This window comes from Methanothermobacter sp. (assembly GCF_049720995.1).
Classification (GTDB): Archaea; Methanobacteriota; Methanobacteria; order Methanobacteriales; family Methanothermobacteraceae; genus Methanothermobacter.
On sequence record NZ_JBNASF010000035.1, the window covers coordinates 1 to 12,567 of the forward strand.

12 protein-coding genes and 1 pseudogene are annotated in these 12,567 nt (G+C 44.5%); 2 read left to right on the forward strand and 11 right to left on the reverse strand.

Annotated elements, in window-relative coordinates:
* The coding region (locus tag ACPLJI_RS08460; RefSeq protein WP_424741239.1) for an FmdE family protein at positions 1 to 2,636 on the reverse strand (2,636 nt) is incomplete at its 3' end.
* 253 nt (positions 2,637 to 2,889) lie between these two features.
* On the opposite strand from ACPLJI_RS08460, the gene ACPLJI_RS08465 reads away from it, so the two are divergent.
* Together ACPLJI_RS08465 and ACPLJI_RS08470 are read left to right on the forward strand one after the other, a co-directional pair.
* Positions 2,890 to 3,153 (forward strand): hypothetical protein, encoded by a 264-nt coding sequence (locus ACPLJI_RS08465; RefSeq protein WP_424731445.1) that lies wholly within the window; start codon positions 2,890 to 2,892, stop codon positions 3,151 to 3,153.
* Between the two features lie 17 nt (positions 3,154 to 3,170).
* Positions 3,171 to 3,854: a glycosyltransferase family 39 protein gene (locus ACPLJI_RS08470; protein WP_424741240.1), complete on the forward strand. Its 684-nt coding sequence runs from the start codon at positions 3,171 to 3,173 to the stop codon at positions 3,852 to 3,854.
* Here the strand turns inward: ACPLJI_RS08470 and ACPLJI_RS08475 are convergent.
* The 10 genes and pseudogenes from ACPLJI_RS08475 to ACPLJI_RS08520 form a co-directional block, all read right to left on the reverse strand.
* Positions 3,787 to 4,080, reverse strand: a complete 294-nt coding sequence (locus ACPLJI_RS08475) for a DUF7504 family protein (protein ID WP_424731447.1) — start codon at positions 4,078 to 4,080, stop codon at positions 3,787 to 3,789. The genes ACPLJI_RS08470 and ACPLJI_RS08475 overlap by 68 nt on opposite strands.
* A gap of 311 nt (positions 4,081 to 4,391) precedes the next feature.
* A complete protein-coding gene (locus ACPLJI_RS08480) occupies positions 4,392 to 5,285 on the reverse strand; it encodes a hypothetical protein (RefSeq protein WP_424731448.1) in 894 nt (297 codons plus the stop codon).
* 98 nt (positions 5,286 to 5,383) lie between these two features.
* Complete coding sequence (locus ACPLJI_RS08485; RefSeq protein ID WP_424731449.1) at positions 5,384 to 5,902, reverse strand: hypothetical protein; 519 nt, start codon at positions 5,900 to 5,902, stop codon at positions 5,384 to 5,386.
* A gap of 137 nt (positions 5,903 to 6,039) precedes the next feature.
* Positions 6,040 to 6,558 carry a hypothetical protein gene (locus ACPLJI_RS08490; protein ID WP_424741241.1) on the reverse strand — a complete coding sequence of 173 codons (519 nt, stop codon included), beginning with the start codon at positions 6,556 to 6,558 and terminating at the stop codon, positions 6,040 to 6,042.
* Positions 6,559 to 6,643: 85 nt separating this feature from the next.
* Positions 6,644 to 7,327 (reverse strand): radical SAM protein, encoded by a 684-nt coding sequence (locus tag ACPLJI_RS08495; protein WP_424731451.1) that lies wholly within the window; start codon positions 7,325 to 7,327, stop codon positions 6,644 to 6,646.
* 511 nt (positions 7,328 to 7,838) lie between these two features.
* Positions 7,839 to 7,961, reverse strand: a pseudogene (locus tag ACPLJI_RS08500) (tetratricopeptide repeat protein); the annotation flags it as partial.
* Between the two features lie 15 nt (positions 7,962 to 7,976).
* Positions 7,977 to 8,549, reverse strand: a complete 573-nt coding sequence (locus ACPLJI_RS08505) for a tetratricopeptide repeat protein (RefSeq protein WP_424741242.1) — start codon at positions 8,547 to 8,549, stop codon at positions 7,977 to 7,979.
* Positions 8,550 to 8,932: 383 nt separating this feature from the next.
* On the reverse strand, positions 8,933 to 9,733 hold the full coding sequence (locus ACPLJI_RS08510) for a tetratricopeptide repeat protein (RefSeq protein WP_424730470.1): 801 nt from the start codon (positions 9,731 to 9,733) through the stop codon (positions 8,933 to 8,935).
* Positions 9,734 to 9,754: 21 nt separating this feature from the next.
* Positions 9,755 to 11,617 (reverse strand): hypothetical protein, encoded by a 1,863-nt coding sequence (locus ACPLJI_RS08515; protein ID WP_424730469.1) that lies wholly within the window; start codon positions 11,615 to 11,617, stop codon positions 9,755 to 9,757.
* Between the two features lie 196 nt (positions 11,618 to 11,813).
* The coding region (locus ACPLJI_RS08520; RefSeq protein WP_424741243.1) for a pseudomurein-binding repeat-containing protein at positions 11,814 to 12,567 on the reverse strand (754 nt) is incomplete at its 5' end.

Below are 12,567 nucleotides of genomic sequence, written 5' to 3' on the forward strand. Positions count from 1 at the left end.
GCGGCCACAAGGACACCCACGATACCATAGACGTACCATGACCCATCACTGCCAGAAGTTGAGGTTGCATTGGTAACCTCATAGGCCTTCTTACCCTCAAGGGGGGACTCCTCTGAAACCTCTGATGCTGCACTCACATCAGCCGGTGAAGCACTGTACTCCACACCTGGCGTGTAACCTGCATGACCTGCGGTACCATGGGAACCTGAGGGTAAACCACCGGTTGAACCACCTGTGGAGCCACCGGGAATGCCGGGCACACCACCCTGGTTTCCGTTCTGGCTTCCGCCATTGTTCACAGGTATAAGGTCAGCCAGGGTCCTGTTTGCAGGGATACTGAATATGTACTGGAGTGCATTCATGGATCCTGTACCTCCGGAGAGGAGTATGTTGAGTTCGTCCCTGTTTATGAGGCGCTCAGCCGCTTTACTGACTGTCGGCGGGGATATCAGGTTAGGTGATGAGTAGTCGTGCTTGTAGAGTCTGATGTACTCCTCATACATGTTGGATCCAGCTGCGAAGCGTGGACCCTGCCAGGTGATGATTGCAACTCTTCCGGTGTTTGTCTTCTCATCCCATACCACTATGTAGCCCACCATTCCATTCGTACCACTATCTGTCTCGAGCCTTGTCTCCTCAGTTGTCAGCCTCTGGTTGGAGTAGGTCCCCTGTCCAGCTGAAACCCCCAGGAGCATGAAGAGGATGTCATCCTTACAGTTGTCCTGCGTTGTGACGTAGATGTACTTCTCGTTCTCACCCTTGGGGTAATTCTGGAATATGTAGTCTGCTATGAGGTAACCAGGTGAGCTTCCACCACAGACATGGTTGTGGAAGAGCCAGCCCATGAGCACGTCGAATGGCGGATCATATGGGAGCACCTCCTGGATTATGTAATTAGCTGAACTCTGAACAGTGAATGTTCCTGTTGTGAGGTTATAGTACATTGACCTGACTATTTTCTGGGTCCCGTTGATGAGGCAGAAGTCGAACTTCAGCTGACCCCAGAGCGGTGCATGGACAGGCAGGAGTGTCTTTCTGCTTAACCTTGATCCCAGCACATCAAATATTCCATCCCATACCGCGCCTGTGTCCTGGCCGTTGATCCTCACGTAACCCGCGGATGTCAGCACGAAAAGGTGGTAATCATCCTTTTCAAGGTTTATACCCATTGCTCTGAAGAGCTCCACGGCCTTCTCGGCTGCAAGGCGGCCGATGTTTTTGAGGTCAGTGTAGCTGAGGTTTCCTGTGCTGTATGTTCTGTTTGCCGGTGTTGCATTCACAAGGTTTGTCTGGTTCAGTATGTAGCTGAGGTCGAGTCCGGCTGCACTGATGGTTGTGTTTCCCTTTGTGGGTTCATATCCCAGGATATAGTTGACCTGGTCCTGTGTGAGATTGTCAAATGCGTAGAGGATCTTCACGAGTGATTCGGGAGCTGTTGTGAGTTTTTTAACTGCCCAGGCATTGAACTTGAGTTCAGAGACTGCTGTGGTGCCGGTTTCCTGTTTGTATTTGTTTATCAGTTCCTGTAGACTGTAGGCCATTATTATGAGGGTTCCTGTCTTTGTCTTTGAGTTCCATCTGATGAATCCAGCGATGTTGGTGTCCGCCGTTGTGTTGAAACCAACGTAAGCCCTTTTACCTGGTGTTGCGTCCATTGCGTATATGAAGACGTCATCGTCGGATCCACCAGGCACACCAACAACCTGGTAACTGACACCCTCCAGTGGAAGTCCGAATTCATTGGTTGCAGGGTAGTATTTGAGCAGTGTTTCTATCATTGCGTATCCACTTATTGTTCCTATGCAGACGTGTCCGTGGAATGCTGCTTCCCTGAGGATGTCTGGTGAGAGTCCCAGGGCCCAGGCGTTGGCCAGGCTTGCTATGGGGAAGGTGTCACTTCCGAGTTTTTTCTGGAGTGCCTCGTACTGTGAGAGTGTCATGTTCTGTGACACGGTTCCAACGTAGATTGGTGTCATGCTGGCGTTTTTGAAGTATGCGAGTATGAGGTCGTTTCCATTCCTTACAATGAATGCGAAGTCAAGGGGGTCGAGTCTGGTTTTCCTGAGCATCAGGATGTTTCCTTTACCATAGCTTACTGTTCCCCGGGCCTGGTTGAGTATTCCCTCCAGGACGTCCTCTGTGGTCTGGTTTTTGTAGTAGGCTGTTCCGGCTGTTGTTATGACCAGGACGTCACCTGTCCTGGTGAAGTTGAGGATCTGGTCTGCCTTCCTGGTGATATCCCTTCCCAGTTTGTAGGCGTCTGTGGCCTTCATCTGTAGTGATAGGTGTGTTGCGTAGAGGGTGCCGTAGGGGGTTAGCTGGAAGGTGTGTGATAGTTCGGTGTAGCCTGGGGCCCTGATTTTTACTGTGAATTTTGTGTTTTCTGTAATGTTTTCGTAGTTGAATCTGATTTTTGTCATGTTTGCTGCCGGATCGAATTCTTTGGTGAAGTTTATCGGGTGTTGTTTTTCATCTGTCAGTTCATGGATGTCAGGGTTTATCGCTCCGTTATCGTCAGGGTATTCATAGTTTACCTTCACCCCCACCTCACAGTCTGTGTCAGCTGCGCTCACTGAACCTGTCAGTGCTACAGCAACGAGAAGAACCATGAAAACCATGAAGTACTGTCTTTCCATAACCCTTTCACCTCCTTTAAATTGTTCATCATTAAAATTAATTTTTTACTAATATATAATGATTAATTATTACTATTTCTGGATCAAATTGAGTTTATGTAATACTGAATGTATTTTTAAGAGGATATCTGCAGGGTTATCACCTCAAAGAGGTCAGCAGATGATCTCCCCAATCAGATAGAAGCAATCTATATTAGTATAAGTAGGGCTGATAATATTGTAACTGGGAGGATACATTACAGCGGGTGATTTCTTGAAAAGAAACTTTCTGAACATTCTGTGCATTGCAACCATCGTGGCGATTGTGGGCATTGTGGGCCTTCAGAGGGTTCAGCTGCAGCTCTCCACGGGACCGTTCTGGGACACATATGCTTTCCTTGCCAACGCCCTCTACTTCGCAGGCAAGGGCATAGGGTACATGGAACTTGAAAGACCCCCAATGCTATCCCTCTTACTCTCAATTATATTCATGGCAGGTTACGTCCATGAGTCAGCCATATACTACTTGACCTTTTAATTCACATAGCAGGCGTTTTGGGCATCTTCCTTCTCATGAGACTTCGCTTCAATGAATACGAAAGCCTCGCTGGATCCATAACCTACGGGATTTCACCGATGGTTCTTAAATGGGTCTCGGTGGGCTATACAGATATGGCTGCGATATCATTCTCAATATGGGCCCTTTACTTTATAGTACTGGCTGTAAAGAAGAATGGAAAGTACTTCTATTTTGCCTTTCCAATGGCCGCACTGGCTTTTCTTACACGGTTCAATATAGCCTTCATAGTTATCCCAATGACATTCATGATAATCATTCACAGGTCATTTCTTCGGAACATTAAAGAAATACTTTCAGGCATTTTTTTAGGATTCCTGGTGCTCTTACCATTCCTGGTATTGTATTATATCACTTACTCTGACCCTTTTTTACCATTCACCACCACACTGGGACTAACCGAGACCCTGCAATCAGAGAAGGTTCAGTATATTCCTGACGCACTTTACTATATCAGGAACATACCCTCCATGGGATTCTATCTCAACAGGTCAGGAGCTTCAGGATACATTATACTTCTACCCCTGATTGGACTGGTTTTATATGCCTTTGAGATCATAAGAATTAGGATTAGGCATGAGATGAGAAAAAGGGTTAGGACGGCCTTTCATCATGGACTTTGTCCTCAAGGAGCATCAGACCCACAGCTCCCGTTGATCTGACCTTGGCTGTAAGCATATGGAGGAACTTGAAGACCACCCTTATCTGAGAATACATGATGAGTGTTGAAACAGAATCTATGACAAGCCTCACCCCACCTTCACCCCCCCTTTCAATGAGATCTTCTACCATGACCATTATATGGGCGAGGTTCATGGGATTATCAATGAAAAAAACATTTTCAGAGGGGAGGGACGTCGGTCCGAATCTGTTGGATATGCAGTCCACATGTAGAGGCTCTCCCCCTCTGATACCTCCATATCTTCCAGTATCTTATCTGCAGTGTCGTTCAGTGTGACCATGATGCATGTTTCTTTCTGTTTAGGGCCTTCACGCAGGAATGATCGTGCCAGCACATCCTTCCCAGAATATATCCCCCCATAACCAGCATGTTTGAACCTGGAGGCAAATCCAGGTCAGCACCTTTTATCCCCATGAGTACTCCATATAAACACCATCCAGTTATATGTCTGTGTAATATATTTTTCTCATGTATAAAGAATGAGGGGGTATTTTCTCATGTATAAAGAATGAGGGGTTTACCTTTTCCTCTCGACTTTGATTGAGACTGGAGGCTCAATTCCCTTCTTACGGATCACCCACAGTGTGGCTCCAAGGACCAGGAGGATTATGAGCCATGCGGGTATCACGATGATGGTGTCTGTGGTCTCAATTGTCTTTGTCTGATGAAAACGTCCATACTTTATCTCTGTTCTGGCAGTGTAGGGCCCGAATTCGAGCCAACCAGGCTTCCAAGTCTCAAGCAGTGTATAGCTGTCTTCGGGGTAGACAACACCATTAATGGGCACCCTCTGTTTACCTGTGATTCCTGTAAGTTCAATGGTCCCACTCATATTCGCCTGGACTGTGCCGGTATTCCTGAGTTTGTAGGTGAACCTACCGGGCATGAAGCTCAGGAGTACGGAGGGTGCTTTGTGGTCTTCCAGCTTCAGGGACTCCACTATTGGACCCGGGAGACCTACATATATGGGCACCACAAGTTCAACTCCCTGAACTATCTGTATCTGTCCGGCTGTTCTGTTCTGAACTGGCACGCCCCTTATGACTATGGCTCCGGCGGCGTCAAGGTAGTTTATCTTTTCAGGGGCTCTGACGGTGAACCTGATCTTCTTTGATTCTCCAGGCCTGATTTTGAAGGTTGTGTTGCCCTCGATGGTGATCCACTGGGCTATACCCCTATCTGAGTACACCAGGTTCACACTGTCCATGAGGAGCCTCTTCTTGGTTACGTTGATGCTGACCTCCTCCTTGCCGATGTTCCTCACCGTCACCTCACCGCTCACAGATTCACCGGGTTTGAGGCTGTACCTGAAGTCTGCCGGTGATGCCCAGAGCCCGGTTGCAACTGCGGGCGCTATGTAGCCAAGAAGGAATATGATCATTAAGAGGACCGTTAAATGTCGGGTTTTCATGGTTATTCACCTTCTCCTAAAAAGAGTAAGAATTTTTGAGTATAAAAATTTTAAAAAAAAGTTTGGTTTTGAGTGGTAGTTTTTGTGCTGTTCAGGGATTATGGTGGTGAGTTGTGTTTCACGGCTGTGTAGGTGTTTGTTATTGTGTATACACCATCCTCTGTGTATGCAGGTACAGAGAGTTTCATCCTTGTTGTCCATGTTGTGGGGGTACCTGATCCCTGCACGGCCTTGTTCATGTTGTCGTAGATCTTCTGTGATGTCGTGAGGAATGTAATGTAACCCCCTGTAGCATTACTGAATATCTGGAATCCTGTGATTGGTATTGTATCTGTTGCTTCTGTACTTGTAAATGCACTGGCATCTGCCTTGACATAGAGGTCTATTTTGACGTTACCTTTGTTGCTTATTGTGAAGTCTGGACTTGTTCCTGTTGTTCCCTGATCGATTGATCCGAAGTTAACGTCCGGTACCGTTATTGCGATGGCCTCTGGCACAGTTACGGTCACTGTCTGTGTCGCTGTTGCCCCATATGATGGGGAGCTGTATGCACCTATGGCCACCACAAATGCAAGGGCAACTATAAGTGGGAGTATTCCCATTAATTTTTCCCTCATTATTGATCACCTCTATTTTTCAGATAGAATTAATTGTCACAGCATGTTATATGAAATTTTCCATTTTTAGTGACTATGGAAACACACAATTAAAGTTTTTGTGAATATTTTCACAAAAGGATCTTTGTGCTGATGGGCTATGTTGATGTGTAGATGAGTGTGGTCTGGTAGGTGCCTGGGTCAGTGTAGGGGGGTACCGTGATGTAAAGGCTCAGGGATACACTTGATGAGCCCCATAAGCCGCTGTAGGTCATTATGTTCTGATTGCTGGTTGTGAAGGGCCTCTTGCTGAGACCTGGTGTGCTGAATTTCAGGTTTGTCAGGGGTATCATAAGTGAGCTGTCGGCCGTGTTTATTAGGTTTCCTGTGGCCCTCACAGAGAGTGTGTCCTGAAAGGCGAAGATGTATGTTACCGTCACCGTTACAGCATTAGGGTAGCTCATCTCAATACCGTCAGGGTAAACTGTTCCCAGGCTGATGGAGGATGGTTCAACATCTATGGATGAAACAAGTGAAAGTGGCTGAACCACAGCCCCACGGCGGACCGTGCCGTTATCTGCTGAAGAGTTGTTACCGCTTTCATTTGCAGCGGCAGCTGTGAACACTCCCCCCACGATTAAAATCAACATGATCAAAGGAGTAAGTGCAGTCCTCATGAAATCCCAACCTTCATTAATAGGTGGAAGGGATGGTTTTTATATACTTTTCGATAGCGGAAGCTCGCCATCTTAGTTTTTCTGACTATGGTGTATCGATGATCATTTTCCTTTTTTTATGCCTCCTGAAGTCAAGGGATGTTGATACGCTGCTGAGGTACATCCTGCTTATCCTGGCAGCATTTCTGATCTCGTCATCAGTGGGGCGCCGGGCAGCCATGCTGTTGCCGTGGGAAACGTACCCTGTTATCCTGTAGGGTATATCCCACCATGATAGGAACCTGGCGATGCGTTCAATCTCAGGTGTATCAACAATCCCAGGCACAAGGACAGTTGAAACCTCAATTTTATCGGAATCTGAGAACTCCTCTATGCATTCAAGGACATCACGGTTGGTTCTCCCTGTCAGGCGGCGGTGCTTTTTCCTGTCGAGGGCCTTGAGGTCAACATGGACCTCATGGAAGGTGCTCCTCCTTAGGACATCCCTGCGGCTGCCATTGGTTGATATGGTCACATGGAGGTCCCTTCCAAGGATCTCTGTTAATTCGGGCAGGTCCTCCTGGAGTGTGGGCTCACCTCCGGCTATGAGCACCCTGTCCATACCGGTTCTGTCGCTGATTTCCAGGATCCTGTCTCCTATACTCTGCACATCATACTCCCTGCAGTTTCTTGGAGTGAAGAAACAGTACCTGCATCGAAAGTTGCATGATGGTGTCAGTATGGTTATGATGTCGCTTATGGATATGTGTGATAGCTGAATGTAATTCACCTCAAAGGTGCACTATATGCATGTCATCATATATATGTAACTGTTCAGATCCGGCACATTTGACCGTTTTTTCTGCGGTGGAGTGGTGGGACAACTAACTTCGCAATATCTCTATATAACGAATAAAACATGTGAAGGCAAGCAAGAAGAAAATTTTGATATTCAGTTCCTTCTTGGCAACATGATATCCTTCTATGTTCCCCTTTCGAGTATGCCTAGTGTAGGGGTTGATCCATTTCTTTCAGGTCATCTGCGAAGAAGTAGAAGTGGAATAAAAACTTAAAAGGGGCTGCTATCTGGAGGCCAAAATGCCCTGAGCCTCTTTACTTGGTGTTTTTTGTTGGTTTGTCGTTGTGTTGCTGATCTAACAGGTAGGGGTGTGAGTTTGCTTTGGAGCTAATAAAGGCACTCGATGAAGTCCCCACTTTCTTCCTGGAGTTTATACGTGTGTTATACCGAGATATAATTTGATTTTCTTACTGGTGGGGGGTCTAGTGGGGTTCTATTAGATTTATTCTTTGTCTGCCTCTAATCTTTTTATGGCTTTCTTGGCTTCTTCATAATCTGGTTTTGCCTCTAATGCTCTCTTATAGGATTCTTCCGCCTCTTCACGTCTTCCTAGTTTTTCCAGGGTTTGAACTCGCTTATACTATGCTTCTATGTCTTCTGGGTCTAATTGGGTGACTTTTTCGTAGCATTTTAGTGCTTCTTTGTGTTTGCCGAGTTTTTGTAGTGTTTTTCCTTGCATGTACCATAGTGTTTTGTTTTTGGGGTTTAGTTTGAGGGCTTTCTTGTAGCATTTCAGGGATTCCTCTGGTTCTTTGAGGTCTTCTAGGATTATACCTTTCCATTTCCATGCATCAGCGAATTCTGAGTTTATTTCTATTTTTAGTGCTTTTTCATAGCATTCTAGTGCCTCATCATATCTCTCAAGTTCTTCGAGGACTAGTCCTTTATTGTTCCATGCTTCTGCAAGTTTGGGGTTTATCTGTAATGCTTTTTCATAGCATTCTAAGGCTTTCTCTGGTCTTTTGAGTTTTAGTAGTGTTATTGCATTATAGTGGAGGATTTCCGGGTTGTTTGGTCTTGCTTTGAGGGCTTTCCTGAATTCTTTGAGGGCTTCTTTGTATTTTCCCTGTTTTAGGCTTGATCGGCCCCCAGCAAGGTGCCATCCAGCCTTTCCCTCGGCTATCCAATCCTTTATTTTCTTAAGGGGGTTCATGCTCCAGCCTCTCTCAACTTCTTTTCTACGTAGTTTTTGAATCCTAGTATGCAGGCTTCTATTGTTTCACGATTCTCATAGGCTAATAGGCTTCCAATAGCCATCCCAGCGCCTATTACAGTGGGGCTCCATGCTTTATATCTCACCTACAAGGTTCTCTTCCTTCAAAACTTCTTTAAAACTTCTTGTTTTTATGATATTTCTAGGATTGGGCGTCCTTGGCAAATAACACTCTAATTTGGAATGCTGTTCTTCTTTCCAGGATCATTGGGGATTCTTTAAGCGGGATAGATGGACATTTTTTCTTCATGAAGAGGTGAACAGTTATGGAACACTTTATCAAAGATTTTTTAAAGCCTTTAGATAGCATGTTGAATTACATTTTAAACTTGGGACTCTGTTTTGGTTGTTTTTCCAAGAATTTTCTTTTTCCATTTTTTAGCAGGTTTGAAGTTAGAATTTATTTCTAAAACTTTGTTGAAGCATTGTAGGGCTTCTGCGTATCTTTTTAGTGTTCCTAGGATTAGGCCTTTAGTATACCATGTATTCACATTTTTTGGGTTTAGTTCTAAGGATTTGTCTAGACATTTTAGGGCTTCTGCGTATCTTTCAAGCATTATTAGTGTACGGATCTTGCTTTCCCATGTTTCTGGGTTTTTTGGATCTAATTTTAGGGCTTTTTCGTAGCATTTTAGTGCTTTTTTATAATTTTCATGGTTCTCTAGGCTCAAACCTTTACCATACCATGCTTCAGGTAAAGAAGGATTTAATTTTAATGCTTTGTCATGATATTCTAGGGCTTTCTCGTGTTTTCCGAGTTTATTTAGAAGAAGGCCCTTCATAGCCAATGCTTTGTAATCTTGAGGGTTTAATTCTAAAAGTTTATCACAGCAATCTAATGCTTTTTTATTCTTTCCTAAATTTCCAAAGGTAGCTGCTTTGTTAAACAATGCCTCTTTTAAGTTGGATTTTAATTCTAAAGCTTTATTAAAACATTTAAGTGCTTTTTTATATCTCTTAAGGTTTCGAAGCGCGACACCTTTATTGTACCATGCCAAGGCATATTCTGAGTCTATTTTCAAGGCCTTATCAAAATAGACTATGCTTTCCTCATATTTACCCTGATTTAAAAGGTTAACACCTTCATTCAGTAATGATCTTTTCTTGAAGCCTGTGAACAACATGTAAGCTCACCTTTTCTTATCCTAATAATGTTTTGTATTGTTTCTAAACTTGGACATTGCCTCTTCTTCTTTAGCTTGTCTTATTTTTTCTAAAGCCTCATATACTGGTTTAATGAGAGCGTCTTCTAATGCACAAACTGTAGCTGTAAAAGCACCGACTATTGCGCTGCCAATAACCAAAACACCCTTAACATCTCTATTTTTCAAGGCTGACTTTAATTTGCTACAAGCTTCCCTGAAATATTGACCAACCTTGTCCCACCGATCTCCCGGATCTCTTAAACCACCAGGAGCATATCTATCAAAAACTTCTTGAATATTTCCTCCCCTATTTAATGTTTCTAGTAACTCCTCTTGAAAATCATCATTCTTCGCCAATTCCAAGAGTAGTAAAGCTACCTCTAAAAAGGTTTCCTGATCCTTCTCTACAAGGTTAGATGGACTTTCCCCTGAAATAAGTGCTTTAATAGCATAATAAGACATTATCTGGCCAAAAATTGGCATCCAAGCTAAATTTAATGGCACGGCTATCTCAGGTTGTTCCACGATCCAATACAAATCAATTATAAGAGCCAAGATCGCCAAACCAGCTGGATTCGAAGCCAGCAACGGAAAAGCATCCTCAAAAACGCATGTAGCAGCCATCAAACATGAATCAGCCACAACCTCAAACCACCCACTACCATTCAATAGTTCTTTTGCAAGTTCACTGGCCCATTCTGTCTGGAGGTGGCTGAAACAGTAAGCCCCATAGATACTATTAAAGACTCTGACATCCCTTAATATTCCTGTTGCCGAGTCAATGACTAGATAGTCATTATCATAGCCTATTATGGTGTAGTTTCCAGCTCTAACGTCAATTTTCTCTCCATTCAAGAGTTTGTATGCTATGTTCGTGATTATGCTCTGACTCATGATCGTGTCAAGGTCTGTTGTGTTGACTGGGAAGAGGCGTTGCATCACAAAAAACTCCAAGCCATTTATAGCTGATGTTCTCGCATAATTGAATGCTTTAATGTTCTCCGGAGCTCCATTGGCCACTACACCCATATTGTGACTGCATTCTAGTGTCATGTAGGTTTCATCGGCCGTGTCAACCACTGAAACCGCCACTGCCCTTGTCCTAGTCCATGTTACATTGTAGTGTGCAGCTGCCTCCTCCGCTATCCTGTCATGCAAGTATATTAATTCCAGGGCTGCTAGTCCTGTACCATAGGCTGCTTTCATAGCCCCCGGAGTGACTGGTTTGCGGTTAAGCCATTCTCTGAGGATTTCATCAGTCACTTTAATCGCTGCTATAGTGTAACTTGCTATTCCCTCATATCCTGCCTCTACTTGGCCAAGTTGAGGGTGGGTGTAGGATCCGTTAGCATAATACACTTTGAAGACTCGGTTAACAGGAGCTCCTGGGAAATATAGGCCTGCTATCTCCACATGATCTTCGCCGGGATATTCAAGGACTATTTGAAGCGTGTCAATGAACTCTTGGAGATGCTCGTTGGTGTAGCCGCTCACATTTTCGCCTGTCAGATCGTCCAGGTATTTAAGACCCTGCTGATTTATCTGCCAGAGCATGCTCCCTTGTTCCGTCCTTGTAAGATTGTTAACTAGGAGGAAGCTGAGACTAGACACGATACTCTTATAGAATCCTGAAAGGTTACCATACAATTTGAATCTCTCCCTGGCTTGGAGCCATGCCTTATTAACAAAGCTGTCTGATGCTATGATTTTCCCGTCAAGGATGACATTAACTGTCTCTTCAAAGGGTCCGCTGCAATACCAGACAATACTCAAACATCCAGTGGAGTTAATAGTGACAGGAACCGTGAGTCTGAAAGGATTGTAAGTCCAGTCATAGACCTCTGGGACTGGCTGATACTCCAAATGTAAGGGTCACCATACTCTACCATAAAGTATTCTTCAGGCGACATCCCATAGATATCATAGAAGTCATGTAGTTTGCTCCAGTTGAGCTCCCATCCCCCCCTTTAATCCTGATGAATATAACTTGAGAGTGCAGTTCACTGGCTCATTCCTAATATTATATCTTGCAGTTCCTGTTGCTTTGTTCCCTGCCTCGTCAATTGCATAGTATTGGATTGTGTGTTCTCCACTTTCTAGTTTTATTTGTGGCTGTCTTTTTTACTGTCTGCCATGGTCCGTTGTCTATTTGATAGTAGATTATAGGTTTTGAGGTGTCGTCGGTTGCATTTATGGTTACTGTAAGCGGGCCATTGTATGTTCCGGGGGCTGGGTTTATGGTTAAGGTTGGTGGTTGGGTGTCTTTGACTGTTATTGTTGTTGTTTTTGTGTCTGTTATGCCATAGGCTTGGATTGTTAGGGTTGCTTTGTAGGTTCCTGGTTTGTAGGCGTGTAGTGGATTCTGGTGGGTGCTTGTGCTTTGGTCTCCGAAGTCCCATTTGTAGTATTGTATTGTCCCTGTACTTTTATCCTGGAACTGGACATTATAGCCTTGTATTGTGTAGGTGTAGTCTGCTCTTGGCCTTACTATAATTCCACCCTTACCTATAACACTATATACTGTTACATGGTTTGGTAGTCTTCCTGTGCTGTTGTAGAAGTTTATTATCCTTGCATTGGCATATATTAGGCTTTCTGGGCGGACTTTTCCGATGGCTGTGCTGGCATAATTCGGCGACCTCCCATAGGATTCCATGAAAGCCTTAACATTCTTTGCCACCTGCAGGTATCCTGCTTTTTGGAGTGTTCCTGTTCCTGTTCCACTTGGACTGGGCGGGGAGGCCATACTATTGAATGACAAGCCAACTCTCCTACCCTGATCGAGGTTTATGATGGTTGTGGATGAGGCGTAG

Bases quoted from the DNA above. Each gene is read 5' to 3' on its own strand.
- ACPLJI_RS08510 (WP_424730470.1), bottom strand. From the start codon at position 9,733: ATGTTGTTCACAGGCTTCAAGAAAAGATCATTACTGAATGAAGGTGTT.
- ACPLJI_RS08505 (WP_424741242.1), bottom strand. From the start codon at position 8,549: ATGAACCCCCTTAAGAAAATAAAGGATTGGATAGCCGAGGGAAAGGCT.
- ACPLJI_RS08480 (WP_424731448.1), bottom strand. From the start codon at position 5,285: ATGAAAACCCGACATTTAACGGTCCTCTTAATGATCATATTCCTTCTT.
- ACPLJI_RS08490 (WP_424741241.1), bottom strand. From the start codon at position 6,558: ATGAGGACTGCACTTACTCCTTTGATCATGTTGATTTTAATCGTGGGG.
- ACPLJI_RS08485 (WP_424731449.1), bottom strand. From the start codon at position 5,902: ATGAGGGAAAAATTAATGGGAATACTCCCACTTATAGTTGCCCTTGCA.